The sequence below is a fragment of the Catenulispora rubra genome (assembly GCF_015356825.1).
In the GTDB taxonomy this organism is placed as follows: Bacteria; Actinomycetota; Actinomycetes; order Streptomycetales; family Catenulisporaceae; genus Catenulispora; species Catenulispora rubra.
In genome coordinates, this window is the sequence record NZ_JAACYW010000094.1 from 1 (window position 1) to 18,056 (window position 18,056).

Annotated in this window: 16 protein-coding genes; 5 read left to right on the forward strand and 11 right to left on the reverse strand. The window is 70.8% G+C overall.

The features are described 5' to 3' along the window. Nucleotides 1-43: 43 nt before the first annotated feature. Nucleotides 44-1,261: a DUF3500 domain-containing protein gene (locus GWK61_RS24690; protein WP_194911734.1), complete on the reverse strand. Its 1,218-nt coding sequence runs from the start codon at nucleotides 1,259-1,261 to the stop codon at nucleotides 44-46. 34 nt (nucleotides 1,262-1,295) lie between these two features. Further along, nucleotides 1,296-1,943, reverse strand: coding sequence for an NAD(P)-dependent oxidoreductase (locus GWK61_RS24695; RefSeq protein ID WP_194911735.1), 648 nt, complete (start codon nucleotides 1,941-1,943; stop codon nucleotides 1,296-1,298). 98 nt (nucleotides 1,944-2,041) lie between these two features. Here GWK61_RS24695 and GWK61_RS24700 point away from each other — a divergent pair, with 98 nt between their 5' ends. Continuing rightward, a complete protein-coding gene (locus GWK61_RS24700; RefSeq protein WP_194911737.1) occupies nucleotides 2,042-2,425 on the forward strand; it encodes a winged helix-turn-helix transcriptional regulator in 384 nt (127 codons plus the stop codon). Nucleotides 2,426-2,588: 163 nt separating this feature from the next. Further along, nucleotides 2,589-4,226 (forward strand): LamG-like jellyroll fold domain-containing protein, encoded by a 1,638-nt coding sequence (locus GWK61_RS59740; protein ID WP_194911738.1) that lies wholly within the window; start codon nucleotides 2,589-2,591, stop codon nucleotides 4,224-4,226. A 37-nt stretch (nucleotides 4,227-4,263) separates the two neighbouring features. On the opposite strand, the gene GWK61_RS24710 is transcribed toward GWK61_RS59740, so the two are convergent. The 8 genes from GWK61_RS24710 to GWK61_RS24745 all read right to left on the reverse strand — a co-directional run bounded on the left by GWK61_RS24710 (nucleotide 4,264) and on the right by GWK61_RS24745 (nucleotide 12,280). Then, nucleotides 4,264-5,022 (reverse strand): class I SAM-dependent methyltransferase, encoded by a 759-nt coding sequence (locus tag GWK61_RS24710; protein WP_194911740.1) that lies wholly within the window; start codon nucleotides 5,020-5,022, stop codon nucleotides 4,264-4,266. A 98-nt stretch (nucleotides 5,023-5,120) separates the two neighbouring features. Further along, nucleotides 5,121-6,140, reverse strand: a complete 1,020-nt coding sequence (locus GWK61_RS24715) for a glutamate ABC transporter substrate-binding protein (RefSeq protein WP_323747740.1) — start codon at nucleotides 6,138-6,140, stop codon at nucleotides 5,121-5,123. Next, the gene (locus GWK61_RS24720) at nucleotides 6,137-7,447 is read right to left on the reverse strand and encodes a GlnX family signal transduction membrane protein (RefSeq protein ID WP_194911742.1); all 1,311 of its coding nucleotides are present in this window, start codon (nucleotides 7,445-7,447) and stop codon (nucleotides 6,137-6,139) included. Before GWK61_RS24720 ends, GWK61_RS24715 begins: the two co-directional genes overlap by 4 nt. Next, nucleotides 7,447-8,730, reverse strand: coding sequence for an MFS transporter (locus GWK61_RS24725; protein WP_194911744.1), 1,284 nt, complete (start codon nucleotides 8,728-8,730; stop codon nucleotides 7,447-7,449). The genes GWK61_RS24720 and GWK61_RS24725 overlap by 1 nt, the downstream gene beginning before the upstream one ends. A gap of 171 nt (nucleotides 8,731-8,901) precedes the next feature. Further along, the gene (locus GWK61_RS24730) at nucleotides 8,902-9,717 is read right to left on the reverse strand and encodes a putative hydro-lyase (RefSeq protein ID WP_194911746.1); all 816 of its coding nucleotides are present in this window, start codon (nucleotides 9,715-9,717) and stop codon (nucleotides 8,902-8,904) included. Nucleotides 9,718-9,927: 210 nt separating this feature from the next. After that, a complete protein-coding gene (locus tag GWK61_RS24735; RefSeq protein WP_194911747.1) occupies nucleotides 9,928-10,677 on the reverse strand; it encodes a GntR family transcriptional regulator in 750 nt (249 codons plus the stop codon). Nucleotides 10,678-10,751: 74 nt separating this feature from the next. Next, complete coding sequence (locus tag GWK61_RS24740; RefSeq protein ID WP_194911749.1) at nucleotides 10,752-11,612, reverse strand: 5-oxoprolinase subunit C family protein; 861 nt, start codon at nucleotides 11,610-11,612, stop codon at nucleotides 10,752-10,754. After that, nucleotides 11,609-12,280, reverse strand: a complete 672-nt coding sequence (locus GWK61_RS24745) for a 5-oxoprolinase subunit B family protein (RefSeq protein ID WP_194911750.1) — start codon at nucleotides 12,278-12,280, stop codon at nucleotides 11,609-11,611. Before GWK61_RS24745 ends, GWK61_RS24740 begins: the two co-directional genes overlap by 4 nt. Nucleotides 12,281-12,496: 216 nt before the next feature. Between GWK61_RS24745 and GWK61_RS24750 the strand changes: the two genes are divergently transcribed. Beyond that, nucleotides 12,497-13,057, forward strand: a complete 561-nt coding sequence (locus GWK61_RS24750) for a CGNR zinc finger domain-containing protein (RefSeq protein WP_194911752.1) — start codon at nucleotides 12,497-12,499, stop codon at nucleotides 13,055-13,057. A 118-nt stretch (nucleotides 13,058-13,175) separates the two neighbouring features. Here GWK61_RS24750 and GWK61_RS24755 read toward each other — a convergent pair whose 3' ends face one another. After that, nucleotides 13,176-14,081 carry a C1 family peptidase gene (locus GWK61_RS24755; RefSeq protein ID WP_194911753.1) on the reverse strand — a complete coding sequence of 302 codons (906 nt, stop codon included), beginning with the start codon at nucleotides 14,079-14,081 and terminating at the stop codon, nucleotides 13,176-13,178. Between the two features lie 549 nt (nucleotides 14,082-14,630). Here GWK61_RS24755 and GWK61_RS59745 point away from each other — a divergent pair. Together GWK61_RS59745 and GWK61_RS24765 are read left to right on the forward strand one after the other, a co-directional pair. Next, nucleotides 14,631-17,384, forward strand: a complete 2,754-nt coding sequence (locus tag GWK61_RS59745; protein WP_194911755.1) for a helix-turn-helix transcriptional regulator — start codon at nucleotides 14,631-14,633, stop codon at nucleotides 17,382-17,384. A 162-nt stretch (nucleotides 17,385-17,546) separates the two neighbouring features. Continuing rightward, nucleotides 17,547-17,954 carry a hypothetical protein gene (locus GWK61_RS24765; RefSeq protein WP_194911757.1) on the forward strand — a complete coding sequence of 136 codons (408 nt, stop codon included), beginning with the start codon at nucleotides 17,547-17,549 and terminating at the stop codon, nucleotides 17,952-17,954. Nucleotides 17,955-18,056: the final 102 nt, after the last annotated feature.

Here is an 18,056-nt window from a genome sequence, read left to right on the forward strand (position 1 = left end):
GTATAAGAGACAGGTCTGCGGCCGGGGCGTACGTCGGCAGGGCTCAGCCGTGGTGGCGCGCGTAGTGCTGCGCGAGCAGGTTCTTCCCGTAGTCGTTGCCGTTGGGCTCCCGCGTGATGGTGTGCACGTGGAACCGCTCGGCCTCGTCGTTGTCCAGGAAGATGCCCGAGTGGTTGTCGTACTCGATCAGCAGCACCGGCGAGTGGACGCGGTAGTAGAACGCGCTGGTGTCGTCGTGGCCACCGCGCCAGGCGAACCTGGTGTCGTCCAGGTGGTCCAGGAACCGGCGGCGCTTGTGCTCGGCATGGCCGTCGGGGAGCCGGTTGATGTAGACGTCGGCGAGTTCAAGCAAGAGTCGTCGCTGGTCGCGCGTCAGTTCCTTCCCGCTGATCCCCTCCGGCGGCAGGATGAGGTTGTCCTGGCCGGCGCCTGAGAGGTGCCGGCCGTTGGGCCCGGTGAGTTCCGGCGGCAGATCGGCGTTCCGCAGCGAATCTCCCAGCAGGAACCGCTCCTCCTGAGCCCCGGTGAACAAGCGGCGCAGCGCCAGGCCGCCGTCCGTTTCCCGCTCGAAGGCGCTCACTCCCGCATAGGGCCCGTGGTCTCCTGCGTGGGCCGGTTCGGCGCCGAGGAAGACCGGGGCGAGCACGAGTTGGGATCCGACGAAGACGCAGTGCACGTCGACGTGATGACCGGCCAGCTGCCAGCCCCAGGGCGCGTCAGCAGAGGGTTCGCCGAAGAGTGTGAAGTAGTACGTGTACTCGCCGAGGGAGTCGCTGTAGCGCTGGACGAGGTCACCGAGCGCGCCGTTCAGCTGCATCGCGTTGCGCACGGCCGCGTAGCCGTCGGGGCTGAGGCTGGCCTCGACGAGCGCCAGGACGGCGTCCCGTTGGCGTTGCTCGACGCGGTCGAGGCGCAGGCCTTGGTGCGTCCAGACCGGGAAGGCGTTGGTCCACAAGCGCCATTCCGGTGCGTTCATCGGCAGACGGGCGCTGAGGAGTTGGTGCTGCTCAAGGGTTTCCAGGTATGCGGACGCGGCGTCGAGGACTCTGCGATGCGACAGTCCGGTGTCTTCGAGGTGGTAGAGGTCGTCGATGGCAGTGCCGTCGGTGGTGACTCCGACGTACGGGTCGCGGTGGTTGCTCAGCGGCGTCGAGACCTCGTGAGCAATGGCTGGCGGGAGTAGGTGCGCGTGGAGGGTCCCGTCGAGGATCGGCAGGTCGAGGTTCCTCGGCCGGTATTCGCCGTAGCTGTGGTCGCTCATGACAGTCGCCGTTCAGTCGCAGATCAGTAGCCGCTCAGTGGCCGAGGTTGACCTGGGTCCGGCGGTGCTCGCCCTTGTCGATGAGGTCGACGAAGCCGAGCGCGTAGTCCGCGGCGGAGATCGCGCCGCCGTCCTCCGGCTGGACCGCGACGTCGCCGCCGAGCCGGTACCGGTCGAGCCGTTCGCCGGGCGCGTGCGCGCCGAACCGCAACGCCGGGCTCACGAAGACCCAGTCGAGCGTCGGGGGCGTGGCCGGCAGGTCCTCGATGATGAGCGCCGCGCCGGCGCGGATCTCGTCGTGGAGCGCGGCGGGGATCTCGCTGAGGTCGCTGACGAAGCGGTCCGCCCCGGGCGCGGGACGCAGCGAGGAGTAGCCGCCGACCACGAACAGCTGCGCGCCCGCGGCGTCGGCCAGCCGTGCGATGGTGCCGTTGACGTCGCGGAAGGCGGTCGCCAGCGGACCGCGCGGGGCGAGTGCGGCCACGACGACGTCCGCACCCTCGATCACCGGCGACAGCGTCGCCTCGTCGCGGACGTCGCCCTGGACGTAGGTGACGTTCGGGGCCGGGGCGTCGGGGAGCGACCGGCTCAGCGCCGTGACCTCGTGGCCGCGACCGGCGGCCTGGGCGACGATTGCGGAACCTGCATAACCGGTTCCGCCGATGACGATGATGCGAGCCATGAGAGTGCCTTTCCAGGGGATCCACGCGGCGGATGACGTCGACGTCGCGCTGCGCTTACGGTATGAAAGGCAGCTCCTGATTGGGAAGAAGGCACTTCGTGGTAACCACCCCGGCCGAGTCGGTGCTCGTCGGCAGCCCGTATCACGCGGACTGCCCGACCCGGCACATCCTGGACCGCATCGGCGACCGCTGGACGGTGCTCATCGTGGGCGCGCTGTGGGACGACGGCGTCCGCTTCGCGGAGCTGCGCCGGCGCATCGTCGGCATCTCGCAGAAGATGCTCACCCAGACGCTGCGCGGGCTCGAACGGGACGGGATCGTGCTCCGCACCGTCCACCCCGGGAACCCGGCGCCCGTCGAGTACTCGCTCACCGAGGCCGGGCGCGCCCTGCGCGAGCCGCTGCGCGCGCTGGAGGGGTGGGCGATCGCGCATCTCGACTATGTGACGGCGTCGCAGGAGGCTTACGACTTGGCGGACTGAGTTCCGGTCGGCGGACTGGCTTTCGGGCTTCGGGCTTCGGCGCTTCCGTGCTTCGCAGATCATGCAGGCCGACCGCGGAAGGTCCGTTCGGGCAACGATGGTTGCCCCCGGCGTGCCCCTCCAACCGGTACCCAACCAGGGCCCTGAGCCTTACCTTCGTACGGTGAGCCAGTGGGTCAACCTGGAACCGCTGTCGGCCGCGGTCGAACCCGGGGACAGCACCGTCGTCGACCTCCGGATCCGGAACACCGGGGACATCGTCGAGGAGTACCGCGTCGAGGTGGTCGGGGATCCGGCCGTGTGGTGCGCGGTCGAGCCCTCGACGATCCGGCTGTATCCGGGGACGATCGGCGCGGTGAGCCTGACGTTCGCGCCGCCGCGCGCCTCGGAGTCGGCGGCGGGACCGCAGCCGTACGGGGTCCGCGTGACGCCGTTGGAGGATCCCGAGGGCGTCGCGGTGCCGGAGGGGATCCTCACCGTGGCGTCGTTCGTCGATGTCCGGGCCGAGTTGGTGCCGCCGACGGTGCGGGGCTGGCGGCGGGCCAGGCCCCGGCTCGTGGTGTCGAACTACGGCAACGCCCTGGCCACGGCGTCGGTCGCGGTCACCGGACCGGGCAACCGGGTCGACATCGACATCCGGACGCCGAGCCTGCAGATCCAGCCCGGCCGCGCGCATTTCAGCGTCCTGCGACTGCGCCCCGAGCGCCTGCTGTGGTTCGGCCAGAAGGTCACCCACCCCTTCACCACGACGTTGCAGGTCTCCGGCCGCGAGCCGGTCACGGCCGCCGGCACGTACAACCAGACGGCGCTGCTGCCGCGCTGGCTCGGCGGGCTCTTCGCGGGCTTGTCGGCGCTGGTGCTGCTGTTCGCCGGGCTGTGGCTGGCGGTGCGCCCTTCGGTGGCGACGGACGCCACCGCGCAGGTCGCGATGGCCGGCGCGCCGACGGTCGCCGTCCCCGCGCCGAGCACGCCGGCGGCACCGGCGCCGTCGTCATCGCAGCAGCCGCCGGTCTCGAGCTCCTCGGCCTCGGCTCCGGCCCCGCCCGCGGGCTCGTCGGCGCCGCCCGCGAAGCCGTCCTCGGCTCCGGCCGCGGTGACCTCCACGTCCAAGCCCGCGGTCAAGCCGTCCTCGGCCCCGCCGCCGGTCGTCGTGCCGACACCGGTCGGCAACTGGATCCTGAACCAGACCGTCGGCAACACCGCGATCGACTCCACGACCGTGCACAACGGCGCGGCGTCGAACGGCTGGTGGGCCGGCAGCTCCTGCCTGTTCAACGGCTCGAACAGCCAGATCGTCACCAGCGGCCCGGTGCTCGACACCGGCCCCGGCGGCAGCTTCACCGTGACCGCCGACGTGTATCTGACCTCGACTGACTCCAACGTCGAAGAGACGATGGTGAGCCAGGACGGCGCGCAGAACAGCGGCTTCTACCTCCAGTACATGGGCAACGGCCCCGGCAACCCGCCCGGCGTCTGGGGCTTCGCCCGCGTCGGCAGCGACACCGCGAACCCGACCGCGGTCCGCGCGTACTCGACCGGCAAGGCCACGGCCGGCGTCTGGACCCGGCTCGCAGGGGTCTTCGACGCAAGCAGCAAGCAGATGCAGCTGTACGTCAACGGCCAGCTCCAGCAAACGGTCACCGACCCGACCCCGTATGCGACCACCGGCCCGCTGGCCATGGGGCGCGCCCAGTACGACGGCAACGCGACCGACTGGTTCCACGGCGCGCTGTCGAACATCGAGGTGTTCAACCAGGTGCTGAGCGCCGCGCAGATCAATGCGATTCCGGTGGGTCACTGAGATCCCTTTGGGGATTCTGGCGCCTGTCCCTGTCGCGCTAGGCAGCCTCGAGAACGAAGAACAGCATGTTCAGGAAGGCTGTGTTGGACGGATCTATGAAAATCTCGTCAAAGACTTCGGGGAAACGCTCGCGAGCGCCGGGGGCGGGCGGCGGTTCGCTGATGACGGCGATCCGGAAACCTGCCTGCGTGAAGGCGGAGGCCATGGCGTGCAGCGGCCTGTGCCAAAAGACCATCGGGGCGGTGTGACCGCCGAAGGTCCACTCCTGGGTTCTCCTGGAAACCGCGAAGTAGTCGGATTCGGGAAACATCAGTTTGTTCATCAAGGGGTGGTCGACGACCACGATGAGCCGCCCGCCGGGCGTCAGGACGCGTCGCAGTTCGGCAAGTGGCGCCGTCCAGTCCTCCAGGTAGTGCAGGACCAGGCATGCGACGACGTCGTCGAACGCGCCGTCGGGAAAGGGCAAGGGATCGCCGCCCAGGCCGGCCTGATGCAGCACCGCGTCCTCACCGAGCCGCTTCCGGGCCAGCTCCAGCATCTTCGCGCTGGGTTCGACGCCGGTCATCACGGCGCCGCGATCGCGAAGCAACTCGAACACGGGGCCACTGCCGCAGCCGGCGTCGAGGATTCTCCGCCCGGCCACATCCCCGGCCAGGTCCAGGACCGCGGGCCATATGTAGTAGCGGTGCAGTAGATCGAACTCGATCTCAGTCGAATACGCCTCAGCGAAGGCGTCGTAGTCGTTGGCCACAGCTGGGTCGGCGGGTACGGAAGAGCCTTCAGGATCAGAGGACATGCCGCCAATCCTGGCACGCCGATTTTCTCAGGGTGCGAACACTCTCTGCGGCGAACGTCACCGGCTCCGGCACCAGCCGTCGTAGCACCGCTCGCTGATCACTGATAAACAGCCGGAGGCGGAGCGGGCACCGGCCCGAGCCGGTCGCCGATCCAGTGGGTGTAGATCGCCGTCCAGGTGCCGTTCGCCTTCATCTGTTCGAGGACGGCGTTCACGAAGCGGATGAAGTCGCCCTTGCCCTTCGGGAAGCCGAGGCCGTGGCGCTCGTAGGTGAAGCGGGGGCCGACGATCTTCGTGTACGGGTCCTGGGACTGGATGCCGAGCAGGATCAGGTCGGTGGTGGAGATCGCGTCGACTTGGCCCTGCTGGAGCATCACCAGGCAGTCGGCCCAGTTGACGGCGCTGACCGGGAGCACGCGGTACTTCGGGTCGGCGAGGGTCTGGATCGAGGTGGTGCCGGCCGCTGCGCAGACCTTCTTGCCGGCGAGGTCGGCGATGCCCTGGACGGTCGAGGCCTGATTCACCAGGACGCGCTGGCCGGCGTCGAAGTAGTCGGCGCTGAAGTCGGCCTGCTGGGCACGCTGGCAGTCGACGGTCAGGATGTCGGCGAGCAGGTCGACCGCGCCCTGGTGCAGCGCCGTCAGCCGCTCGGCCTTGGTCAGCGCCTTGTAGCGCACGTGGCCCGGGGCGCCGAAGATCGCGGTGGCGACCTGCTGGACGAAGTCGATGTCGAAGCCGACCAGCGGCGGGGCCGAGGGGTCGGCGGAGGGGTTGCGGTAGCCGAACAGGTAGCTGTCCTCGTCGACCCCGGCGATCAGGTAGCCGCGCTGCTGGATCTTGGCCATCGTCGAGCCGGCCGGCATGGCGCCCGCGGCGGGCAGCGGGCCGGTCGGACGCAGGGAGGCGTCGCAGCCGGTCAGAGGTGGCGCGGGGCTTTCGGGCATGGTCGTGACGCCGTCGGGGATCGGGACGTCGGCCGGCGAGGCGGGGCTGGCGGTGGCACCGGCTGATGTTTTCGGTGTCGCCGATGACCCTGACCCGCACCCGGCGACGCCGAGCGTCAGGCTCATCACTATGGCGACGAGCGAAAACCGCAACAGAGTCCTTATGTCCCTCACCGGTACTCCCTCAGCCGCTGATTCATGCCGAACGCACCGGCCACGAAGGCGACCACGATCAAGGCTGCGGCGCTTGAGGCCAGGCCGCGCAAGTCCGATCCGGCCGTGTCGATCGCGACCCGGAAATCCGCTTCCTGCACGGCGATCGCGCCTTGCACATCGCCGTCGACGCGTGTGAACAGCGTGCCGGTCCCCGGCTGCGCCCCGGTCGCCTGCGCGAGCGCCTGGACGTTCGCCGTGTTGTCGGACTGCGGACTGCTCGCCGCCTGCGCCAGGGTTCCGTGCGCGGTCTTCCAGTCCCGGTAGCCGGCCGTGGCGTCGGCGATACCAGAGCCCTGATCCGCTGCGAACAGCGTACCCAACCGGGTGCTGACCGTCTGGTAGTCGCCCTCGTACGAGCCGACGTCCTCCCCGCGTGCGGCGAGGCTGAGCAGTTCGTCGCCGTGTGCCTGGAGCACGGCCAGATCGGTGGTGACCAGCGCGTCCGCCGACTGCCGGTGCGTGCGGGCGTCGGCGGTGGCGCTGGTCGCGGCCGTCGAGACCGCCGTGGCCCAGATCGTGACGATGCCGACCAGCACGGTCGTCGCCACGAGCCCGAGGTTGAACCGGCGCCGGGTACGCCGTGCCACGAACAGCTGCGCCAGGATGAGCACAGCGAACGTGACCGCCGCGACGATGAGCACGGTGTCCGGGCCGCGCACCGCAGCCGCGTCGGCCGCGAGACGGTCGGTCTCGATCCGCAGCACGGCCTGCGCGCTGGGCAGCAGATCGGTCCGCATCAAGGCGGAGGCCTCGCGCAGGTACGCCGCGCCGACCGGCAGGTCCTGGCGTGCGTCGGCCTGCGCGGTGCCGACAAGGCCGGTGTAGACGGGGACGTCGGTGAGCAGGCGGCTCACCGCGGTGCGCAGGGTCGGCGGCGTGCCGGGCTGTGATTTGCTAGGAGTCTGCGGTGCGCTGGCTTTTGATGCGGTAGCCGACGTCACAGTCTCCTGCGACGCCCCGGCCTGGTCGCCGATCGCCGCCAGCCCGTTCGACACCTCGCGGATGTCCTGGTCGTACCGCTGCACGCCGCTGGCCTGCACCTGCGACCCGGACAGGAACACCATGGCGGCCGTCGCGTCGGCGTCGGACAGCGCGCGGTACACGCTCTCGGCGGCGACGGCCAGCGGCTCGGCCGTCGTCCTGGCGTGGCCGATCGCGTCGTCGCCGGCGGCCGTCGCGAGGTACGTCGTCGTGCCGAGCGCGACGACGACCACCGCGACGGCCGCCGCGTACCAGCGCAGCCCGGTGCGGGTAGCCAGACGCATCAGGCGAGTTCCGAACCCTGCGTCTCGGGCAGCCCGACGAGCGCCACGACCGCCAGCGCGTAGCCGACCGTGCCGTAGACCAGGGCGCCGCCGAGACCCCCGCTCCCGGCGGCGAACCCCACGGCGGTCGGGAAGAACGCGCCGACCGCGCGGCCCACGTTGTAGGTGAAGCTCTGTCCGATGCCGCGGATCGTGCGCGGGTACAGCTCGGCGAGGTAGGCGCCGAACCCGCTGAAGATGGCCGAGAAGCAGAACCCGAGCGGGAAGCCGAGGATCAGCAGCACGTGGTTCGCGCTCGTCGGGATGTGGATGTAGCTGTAGAGGATGGCGCCGCTGAGCACACCGAACAGCCCGATGGCCTTGCGCCGGCCGATCAGGTCGGTCAGGTAGCCGCCGCACAGGTAGCCGAGGAAGGCGCCGCCGATCAGCAGGCTGAGATAGGAGCCGGTGCCGACGATGGTCAGGTGCCGCTCGGTCTTGAGGTAGGTGGGCAGCCAGGTCGCGATCGTGTAGTAGCCGCCCTGCACGCCGGTCGACATGAGCGTGGCGAACAGGGTGATGCGGCCGGCGCGGCCCTCGAAGATGCGCCAGAACGGGACGCGTGGCGCGGGCTCGGTGTTGCCGTTCTTAGCGTTCTCACTCGCGGGCGCGTCGACCACGTGGCGGCGGATGTAGAGCAGCGTCAGGCCCGGCAGCGCGCCGGTCCAGAACACGACGCGCCAGGACAGGCCGTGGCTGAGGTGGTCCAGCGAGAACGTGGCCACGACCACGGCGACGGCCCAGCCGACCGCCCAGGAGGCCTGGACGAAGGCGACCGTGCGGCCCCGGTACCGGGCCGAGGCGTATTCGGCCACCAACACGGCTCCGGCTGCCCACTCCCCTCCAAATCCGAGCCCTTGCAAGGCCCGGAAGGTGAGCAGCATCGGATAGTTCGAGGCGAATCCGCACAACGCGGTGAACAGCGCGTACGTCCCGACGGTGATCATCAGGGTTCGAGTACGGCCGATGCGGTCGATCAGCATCCCGGCCAGGATGCCGCCGACCGCGGAGACCACGAGGGTCACGGTGGTCAGCAGGCCGGACTGGCCCTTGTTCAGGTGGAAGTAGGCGGCGATCGCGGTCAGGCTCAGCGGCAGGACCTGGAAGTCGTAGGCGTCCAGGGCGTAGCCGCCGAACGCGCCGACGAAGGCGCGGCGGCCGGGGGCCGGCAGGGACCGGTACCAGGCGAAGGGGCCGTCCTCGGTTTCCCGGACGGCGGACGGTGCGGTGGGAAGTGCGGTCATGGAGCACCTCGTTGGCAGGTGGAGTCGATGGTGCGTTCCTGGGTGGTACCGCGCGGTGCTCCACAATCTAAGGATTGTTCAACAATCCCGCAAGAGTTCGAGCGGACAATCTTCGGGATCGGATTCGCCGGCGCGGCGGTGTGCTTCTTCGCGGGCTCGCCGGTGCACCGCTCAGGCGACCCGGTACTCCAGATCGCGGGCATCGGTGAGGAACATGTGGCCGGGCTCATGCGTGATCGCGAAGGACGGCGCGGCCCGCATGACAGCGGTCTGCGACGTCACGCCGCAGGCCCAGAACACCGGGACGTCACCCTCGGCGAACTCCACCGGCTTGCCGAAGTCCGGCCTGCCCAGATCGGCGATGCCCAGCACGTCCGGCGCGCCGATGTGCACCGGCGCCCCGTGCACGGCGGGCATCAGGGCCGTGATGGCCGCGGCGGCGTCGACCGAGGCCGCGGGGATCGGACGCATCGACACGACCAGCGGCCCGCTGAAACGGCCGGCGGGCACGCACTCGCGGTTGGTGACGTACATCGGCACGGTGACGTCCTGCTCCACGTGCCGCAACGGAATCCCCGCCTCCGCCAGCAAGGTCTCGAAGCTGAAGCTGCACCCGATCAGGAAGCTGACAAGGTCGTTGCGCCACAGGTCGACGACATCACGTGGCGTCGCCACCAACAGCCCGTTCTGCCAGACCCGGTAGCCCGGCAGATCGGTACGCAGATCCGCGCCCGGCGCGAGCACCGAGCGCCACGAGCCGGGCTCGGTGACCTCCAGCAGCGGACAGGGCTTGGGATTGCGCTGCGCGAAGAGCAGCAGATCGTAGGCGTAGTCGCGGGGCAGGCTCACGAGGTTCGCCTGGGTGTGCCCGGCGGCGAGCCCGCTGGTGGGGCGCCGGTCGCCGGCACGGAAGGCGGCGCGCCAGCGTGCGGGCGACGAGTCGGCGAGCGAGGGTGGTGGGATCGAGGTGAGCGGCGTGGTCGTCATAAGAGGCAATGTAAGGATTGTTCAACAATCCGGCAAGAGACTCGGGCGGACGCAGACGCGGCAGAAGCAGAAACGGAAGCGGCGGCGGGAGGAGGAAGAACGCGAGCGAGAAAGCCAACGCGCAGGCGCGCGGGCGGGCAGGTAGGCGGGCAAGCAAGCAGGGAGCTGGCGCGGATGCGGATCTGAGCAGGCCAAAGCGACCCCCGAGCACTACCTCCGCTCGTCCCGCTCCAGCACCCCGGTGTAGGCGCCGACCAGTTCGGCCTCGGCGTCGTCTAGGTACGTGGCCAAGTTCCGTTCGGCGGCTTCGAAGTCGCCGGCGTCGAGGAGGGTCACCAGGGCTCGGTTGCCGGAGAGGTAGGGCTCGTGGAAGACGCGGGGGTTCGCCATCACGTGGAACACCAGGCGGAGCTCGGCGAGGATGCCGTCCATGAACTCGTCCACGCGCTCGCTGCCCGCCAGGGAGGCCAGGGCCTTGTGGAAGCGGATGTTCGCGGTGCCGACGGCGTCCCAGCGGCCCTCGCGCGCGGCCTGTTCGCCGTCGGAGACCGCTTGGCCGGCGCGGGCCAGCGCCTCGGCGGGGTCGCCGACGGGGCGGCGGACCGCCGCGCACTCCACGATGCGGCGGACGCGGTAGATCTCGGTGACGTCGTCGGCGGTCAGGGTGCGGACGAACACGCCGCGGTTGAGCTCGTGCACCAGCAGCCGTTCGTGGGTGAGCAGGCGGAAGGCCTCGCGCAGCGTGTTGCGCGACACCGCCAGCGCCGCGCCGATCGCCTCCTCGGCCAGCCGCGTCCCCGGCGGCAGCTGCCCCTCGGCGATGCGGCTGCGCAGAATGCCGGCCACGAGGTCCGCGGTGCTGCTGCGCCCGAGCAGATGCCGGTCGTTGGCGAGATCGGAGAAGGCCGTCGCTGTCATGTCGGCGGACACCGCACCCCCAGGTCGTGCTTCGTCGGTCATCGGATCCTGATGCGGACCCGAGTCAAGGCCCGGCTCCCGTTTCGGATCGCCGGATCGTTCTACGATATCCCCGTTCACCGCACCCGGAACCGCACCCGATCACCGGGCCGCAGTTGCCCGGCCCGATCGACGTCCTCATCGGCCACGACGCCGATCACCGGATACCCGCCGGTCACCGGGTGATCGGCGAGCAGCAGCACCGGCCGGCCCGACGGCGGCACCTGCAACGCGCCGCGCACCATGCCTTCCGGCGGCAGCTCCGCGCTCTCGGTACGCCGCAGCTCGGGCCCGTCGAGCCGCACGCCGATCCGGTTGCTCTCAGCGGTGACCAGGTACGGATCGGCGCCGAGCGTCCGCAGCGCGTCCGGATCGAACCAGTCGGCACGCGGACCGGGCACGACGCGCAGCACGGCGTCCCCGGCAAGCCCGCGCACAGGAGCCTGATCCACTAAAGGAAAACCCGTCGTCTCACTCCCGATCGGAAGCACCGACCCGGCGCGAACCGGCTCCGGCCCGAGCCCGCTGAGCGTGTCGGTACTGCGCGCCCCCAATACCGCCGGTACGGCCAAACCGCCGCGAACGGCGAGATACGTCCGTACGCCCTCAGCCGGCGTGCCGACGACGATCACCTCGCCGGGCCGCACCGCGATCGGCCCGTTCATCCCCACCGAACGCCCCCCGACCGTCACCGGGCACGGCGCCCCGGTCAGCGCGACGATCGCGGCACCGGCGACCCGGACCTGTAAGCCACCGAGGGTGAGTTCGAGGGCTGCGGCACCCTCGGCGTTGCCGACGAGACGGTTGGCGAGCCGCAGACTCCTGCGATCAGCCGCCCCCGACGCGCCGACGCCGAGCGCGGCCAGCCCGGGACGCCCGAGGTCCTGAACCGTGGTGAGCGGGCCGGGCGCGAGAACCACCAATTCCGGTGCGGTCATCGGCGCAGTCCCGACTCCGCGACGAACCGCACCCTGACCCCGGGAACGAACATCGCAGGAGGCTGACGCGCCGCATCCCACACCGCGACATAAGTCCGCCCCAACAGGTTCCAGCCGCCAGGCGACGCCTGCGGATAGACCGCCGCGTACCGGTCGGCGATGGCGACCGAACCGGCCGGCACCCGCGTCCGCGGCACCGCACGCCGCGGTAACCACAATGCGTCGTCCAGACCAGTGAGATACCCGAAACCCGGCGCGAATCCGCAGAACGCAACCGTGTAAACAGGCGCGCAATGCCGGGCTACGACCTCTGAGACACTCAGTCCCGCCAGCCGCGCGACGACGTCCAGATCCTCGCCGTCGTAGCGCACCGGGATCTCCAGAACGTCGGCGTCCTCCACGCCCCCGGCTCCGCCGGCCTCGTCGTCCATCGCCCGCGCGACCTCTCCGATCCGCGCGGCGAGCAGCCCCGACGAGGTGAGCGCCGGATCGAAACGGACCAGCACGGTCCGCGCGGCCGGAACGAACTCCAGCGCACCGGCTGGCTTTTCGCGCATCAGGGCCCGATACAGCCGCGCGGGTTCGGGTGCCGCCCCGGCCTTCTCCGCCGCCTCCGCCAGGTCGAGCTCGACCAGCAGCGCGCGGTCCCCCGCGTTCAGAAAGCGCATCGACCCTGCCCGCCCCGTAACGATGATGGACGCGACGAGCTCACACACACCTCACTGGGTCCCGGGACGCGACTGCGCCACTACGAACCCTAACTATTGTTCAACAATCCTTCAAGGCGCGTCTCGGGCACGGCGCTCCGCCACCGGCAAGCCAGGCGCGCCGACCACCTTCTCCAGTTACTGCGAACTACTCGCAGCTGCATATCATTTGCAGTTATGGAACCGATGGCCTACGCCGAGCGGGCCGTGACGCTGGTCAACACCTACGACCCGAGCACCGGAACCGATCGGCTGGAATCAGAGGACGACGTCCAGCGGCTGTTCCCGGCGACCTGGACCGTGTCCCGCACCGCCGCGCGCGACGGCCTCCAGGAACTCCTGGAAGCCCGGCCGCGACTGCGGCACGTCTTCGAGCAAGCCGCGACCGGACACCCGCGCCGCGCGGTCCAGGCGCTGAACAGGCTGCTGTCCGACTTCCCGGTGTCGATGTCGATCAGCGGCCACGACACCGAGGACTGGCACATGCACCTGGCCGACGACGACGCCGGGCCGGCACGCGCCTACGTCACCGGCGCCGCGTTCGGCCTGGCGTCCACGGTCGCCGAGCGCGGGATCGAGCGGCTGGGGGTGTGCTGCGCCGCACCCTGCCGCTTCGTCTTCGTGGACACCTCGACCAACGCCTCGCGGCGCTACTGCTCGGACCGGTGCGCGACGCGGGCGAACGTCGCGGCGTACCGAGCGCGGGTCAGGGCTTCCGTGGCGAACGACGACCTTTGAATGCTTTCCCGCGAGACCACCGAAGGCCCGGTGCGGCCGACGCATGGCGAACGCCGGCCGCACCAGGTCATGGTGCTTGGTGCTACCTGTTGCTGCGTAAGGTCAGCTCTGCCAGAGGTCAGCTCTGCACGAGCTTGCCGACCGAGTACAGCTCGTCCACGTCACCGGTGGTGAAGAAGCTCCACGGGACGTTGACGTAGCCGTTGTCGCCCCAGCCGGAGCCCCAGCTGTTCTCGATGGTGACGCCCTGGTCGTTGTACGCGATCACGGCGACCTCGTGCCCGCCGACGACCGGGTCCCCGCCATCGGTGCCCGGCTGGTAGCTGTAGTCCGACGCGGCCTGGCCGCTGAGGTCCATGAAGCTCTGCCGGACGTTGAAGCCGACCGACACCGGCAGCCCCTGCGAGATCGAGCTCTTGATCGCGTCCTCGGCGCCGCCGCCGACCGGCAGGGTCTGGTAGCCGGACAGCTTGTAGTGCGCGGCGTTGGCGCGCTCGTTGTCGTCCGGCTGGGTGGTGTAGTCGAAGTCGCCCTGATAGTAGTCGGCCTTGGTGTCGATGCCCTGCTGCTGCTCCATCCCGAGGGCGACGTCCCCGGTGGTGCCCTGGTCGTTGCCCTGGGCGATCTGGGCGTAGATGAACATCGGCGCCATCGGGTCGCCGGAGATCCCCTGCTCGTTCATCAGGATCCCGTAGGCGCTGTACCCGGTGGCCCAGGTCACGCAGGAGCCGACCTGACCCTGGTCGCCCGGGGACAGCGCGTACTGCTGCAGGCTGGCGCCGGCCGGGGCGGCGGCCGGCACGGCGTCGGCGGCACGCAGGCCGCGGGCGTGGGCGTGGGTGGCGTTCGCGACCAGGCCGGCGTGCTCGGCGGCCCGGGCCCGGGCGATGTCCAGCCCGGTCGCGTAGTGGTGGTGGCGGTGCGCGTTCGGCTGCGCGGCGGAGGCCGGCGAGGCGGCGACCGCGGTGATCGCGGCGGCCGTGGCGAAGGCCGCGGCTATGCCGACGGTCTTGGAGGTGTGCATGAGGGAACTCCTTGCTTGCTGGCTTGCTGGCTTGCTGGCTTGCTGGCTTGCTGGCGTGACGGTGGCATGTCTCGTACGCCGGATCGGCAGCGCGGCCCGCAGGTGCTCGCCATCAGGATTTTGATCAACTCTTGACATCACAGCCCCAAGTCGGCGCACGGTCCCGGCCGCGCGAAGGCGCGCTGAAGCCAGAAGGGCATGCGGGCCCTGGGAAGTGACTGCTGAGGGAAGATGCCAGAGCAGCGGATCCAGGTGATGACGGGCACGCCAGCGCGGCGCGACCCGGTGCCCCTCGTGCGCGACGCGGCAGCGGCTGCGGTCCGGTACCGATCAACTACGGAGGCTCGTACTAGAGAGGAAACGTAGCAAGTCCCTGTGACCTTCGTCAGCCTGCCGGTTGGCAAAAGCTTCGCAAAGGCGCCGTACGATGACGCGGAGTAATAGCCCGCCGCGACGAGCCGGCCTGACGGTGCCATGCCAAACGAAAGAGCAACGTCCAAAAACCCGCGTCCGCAATCGCCGCAGCCCCCCAACCCGTAAGCTCAGCCCGTGGTAGACACTCTCATCGGGCGCGAGTGCCACCTGCACATACTGCGATCGGGCTTCGACACCCTCCGAGCCGGCTCGGGCACGGCCGTGGCCCTGGCCGGCGAGCCGGGCGTCGGGAAGAGCGCGCTGCTGTGGGTGGCGGCGAACACGGCCCGCGCGGCAGGTATAGCGGTGGTCGCCGTCCGCGGCGCCGAGTTGGCGCAGAGCCCTGACATCGATGAGGCCTGCGCGCAGGTCGTCGACGCCGTCGGCGCGCACGAGGCCGCCGGCAAGCCGGTCCTGGTGACCGTCGACGACCTGCACCTGATCGGCGCCGACGAGGCGGGCCTGCTCGCGCGGCTGTTGCAGCGCGTGGCGAGCGGCCCCGTGCTGTGCGTCGTGGCCTACCGGCGCCGTCAGCTCGCGCCCGCCCTCGCCGCCGCGCTCGCCGACGCCTCGACCGGCCCGCTCCGGCTCGCACCGCTCGATCCGCTCACCCGCGACCAGGCCGCGGATCTGCTCGGTGAGCGCCCGGACGCCGACGAGATCCACCGCGAGGCCGCCGGAAACCCGCAGTACATCAAGGTCTTGTGCGCGCTGCGCGACACCGGCTCCACCGCCGAGGCCGGCGCCTCGATCTTCGCGGAACTGGCCGCTCTGGAACCCGAGGCGCTGGCGGCAGCGCGGGCCGCGGCGGTGCTCGGCGAGCCGTTCCACGTAACGCTTCTGGCCGAGGTCGCCGGGCTCGACGAGCCAGCAGCCGTACGCGCGCTCGACCAGCTCACCTCCGTCGACCTGATCCGTCCGGCCGAGCGCGGATCCCAGCTGGCGCTCCGGCATCGGGCCGTCGGCGAGGCCGTGTACGAGCGGCTGGAACCGAGCCTGCGCTTCGCCCTGCATCGCCGCGCTGCCGACGCGCTCGCCCGGGATGGCGCGCCGGTCGCGCAGCGCGCGCGACACGTCATCCGAGCCGCCGATCCGCAGAACCCTGAGCATCTGACGACGCTGATCGCCGCCGCCCGCGGGTCGCTCTACAACTCCCCCGCCACGGCAGCCGAATACCTCCAGGCCGCGGTGCCGTTGCTGCGCGAAGGCGACGAAGGCGACGGCCACCAAGGGCACGAAGGTCACCAAGACCACGACCACGACCACGCGCACGAAGTACAGGTGCTGCTCGCCCGGGCCCGCGTGCTGTCCGGCGAGTTCGCCGAGGGCCGCGCTCTACTCGACACGCTCCGCTCGGCCGGACCGGAGGGCCACCCCGGCGGCGGCGCGCTGGACTCCATCCGGATCGAGCGGCGCCTCGGCCGGCACTTCGAGGCCGGGGCACTGGCCCGCTCCGGTCTGGCCGCGCTGACCGCGCTGGCCGAGACCGACTCGGCGACCGCCGCCGCCCTGCACACCGAACTGGCCGACGCTACGTACGACGTGCAGGACTACGAAAGCTCCCGGCTGCACGCCGAGACCGCCGCGGCCATCGCCGCCCGGCACGGCGACCGCATCGGCGAGGCGCACGCCCTGGCGCAGTCGGCTCTGGGCCACCTGTTCACCGACGACGAAAGCACCGCCCTGGCCCGCGCCGCGAGGGCGGCCGAACTCATCGACGCCGCCGCCGACACCACGCTGCTGACGAACCTGGACGCGCCGCTGCAACTGGGCATGACCGAGGGACTGCTCGGACGGCTCACCGACAGCGAGCGCCACCTGGCCCGCGCCGAGGCCCTGGGCCGGCGCACCGGGCAGAGCTACCTCGACGGCTCGCTGCTCACCGTGCTGGCCAACGCCCAGTGCCGGCTCGGCAAGCTGCGCCCGACCCTGGCCACCCTGGACCGCGTCGCCCGGCGGCTCGCCGACCTCGGCGCGCACGGCCTCAACCCGTCGGAGGAGGCGGTCGCCGCGAATCTGCGCGCCGCCGCGCTGTACTGGCGCGACGCGCCCGGCGACGCCGAGCTGATGCGGGTGGAGCTGGACCGCGCGTTCGCCGTCGCCAGCGACTCGTCCACCAGCTGGGCGATGGCAGTGCGCTGCTTCCACGCCGAGCTCGTCCTGTTCACCGGCGATCCGCTGCGCGCGCGCTCGCTGCTGCTGGAGGCGGCCGGCGAGGACCTGTCGGGGATCAGCCCGTGGCGCCGCCCGCGCTGGTGCGACACGCTGGCCGAGATCGCCCTGGCCGTGGGCGACAGCGCCGACGCCGACCGGTGGGCCGCGCTGGCCGAGCGGGCTCCGCAGCGGCCTCCGACGCTGCGGGCCTTCGCGCTGCGGGCCGGGATGTGGGCGAACGCCGCGCTCGGGGAGGACGACGCGGCGGTGAAGTCCGCGCAGGAGGCGGTCGCGGAGTTCACGGCGCGCGGGGAGCGGATCGAGGTGTGCCGCACGCTACTGGCCGCGACCGAGTTCGCGCTGAGGGCGGGAAAGGCGCAGGTCGTGCCCGGGTGGCTCGATCGCGTCGAGTTGCTGGCCGAGCAGTGCGGTTCGGCGCGGCTGATGGCGCGGCTCGCTCGATGCCGGTCGCGCCTGGCCGCTTTGGCGGAGGTGCGGTCGGGCCCACAAGCGCATCAGAGGTCTGATTTGTGGTCGGCGGCGGCACCGCTGTCGGCGCGCGAACGCGAGATCGCCGATTTGGTGAGCACGGGCATGACCAACCCGGCGATCGCCGAGATGTTGTTTCTGAGCGTGCGGACCGTGGAATCACACCTGCGCCAGATCTACCGCAAGCTCGACGTGCCGAACCGCGCCGCCCTGACGCGCGCGGTGATGGACGCCCGCCGCGCGTAGCCGCGTTTGTGCGCACTGAGGCCGCGGTTACGTGGCCGGCTACGTGGTTTCGCCGATGCGGGGCGTCCGGGGACACCGCGAAACTCGGGGACGTTCCGGATCACCGCACGTTTCTCTCAAATCTCTCAAACCACAGCACCACACCACATTTCGGAGGTCCCCATGGGTCTGGCAGAACGCCGCAGCGTCGAGCGCTTCAAGAACGAGGACTACCCGGGCTGGAAGGCGCGCATCGACGAGGCGGCCGGCTTCGACGTGACGTTCGAGGTCTCCTGGGACGAGCTGGCCGTCCCGGAGCGCTCCGACCGCTACGCCGAGGACTTCCCCGCGGTGTTCTTCCAGCCGCTGCTGGACGCGTTCGGCGCGATCGGCGCGGACGAGATGGGCAAGGACGCGCTGCGCGGGGGCGTGTCGAAGGTCGTCCTGCGGAACACCAACGAGTACTTCAGCCCGTCCGGGTTCACCTTCGCCGGCGGCGTGCTGACCCTCGACCACCAGGCGGACGTCAACACCCACCACGTCGAGGAGCGGACGAAGGCGATCCAGGCGCTCCTCGAAGCAGGGCTCTGAGCAGGCGCCGCACGCGCGGCACGCCGGCCCCGGCTCGGGTTCCCGCCCCGGGGCCGGGGCGTTTCGTTTTCGGTGCGGCCGCCGCGGCGGTTTCGGCACCGG

Coding starts and splice junctions, on each gene's coding strand:
- GWK61_RS24690 (WP_194911734.1), bottom strand. CDS start 1,261: ATGAGCGACCACAGCTACGGCGAATACCGGCCGAGGAACCTCGACCTG.
- GWK61_RS24695 (WP_194911735.1), bottom strand. CDS start 1,943: ATGGCTCGCATCATCGTCATCGGCGGAACCGGTTATGCAGGTTCCGCA.
- GWK61_RS24710 (WP_194911740.1), bottom strand. CDS start 5,022: ATGTCCTCTGATCCTGAAGGCTCTTCCGTACCCGCCGACCCAGCTGTG.
- GWK61_RS24720 (WP_194911742.1), bottom strand. CDS start 7,447: ATGCGTCTGGCTACCCGCACCGGGCTGCGCTGGTACGCGGCGGCCGTC.
- GWK61_RS24725 (WP_194911744.1), bottom strand. CDS start 8,730: ATGACCGCACTTCCCACCGCACCGTCCGCCGTCCGGGAAACCGAGGAC.
- GWK61_RS24730 (WP_194911746.1), bottom strand. CDS start 9,717: ATGACGACCACGCCGCTCACCTCGATCCCACCACCCTCGCTCGCCGAC.
- GWK61_RS24735 (WP_194911747.1), bottom strand. CDS start 10,677: ATGACCGACGAAGCACGACCTGGGGGTGCGGTGTCCGCCGACATGACA.
- GWK61_RS24740 (WP_194911749.1), bottom strand. CDS start 11,612: ATGACCGCACCGGAATTGGTGGTTCTCGCGCCCGGCCCGCTCACCACG.
- GWK61_RS24745 (WP_194911750.1), bottom strand. CDS start 12,280: ATGCGCTTTCTGAACGCGGGGGACCGCGCGCTGCTGGTCGAGCTCGAC.
- GWK61_RS24750 (WP_194911752.1), top strand. CDS start 12,497: ATGGAACCGATGGCCTACGCCGAGCGGGCCGTGACGCTGGTCAACACC.
- GWK61_RS24755 (WP_194911753.1), bottom strand. CDS start 14,081: ATGCACACCTCCAAGACCGTCGGCATAGCCGCGGCCTTCGCCACGGCC.
- GWK61_RS24765 (WP_194911757.1), top strand. CDS start 17,547: ATGGGTCTGGCAGAACGCCGCAGCGTCGAGCGCTTCAAGAACGAGGAC.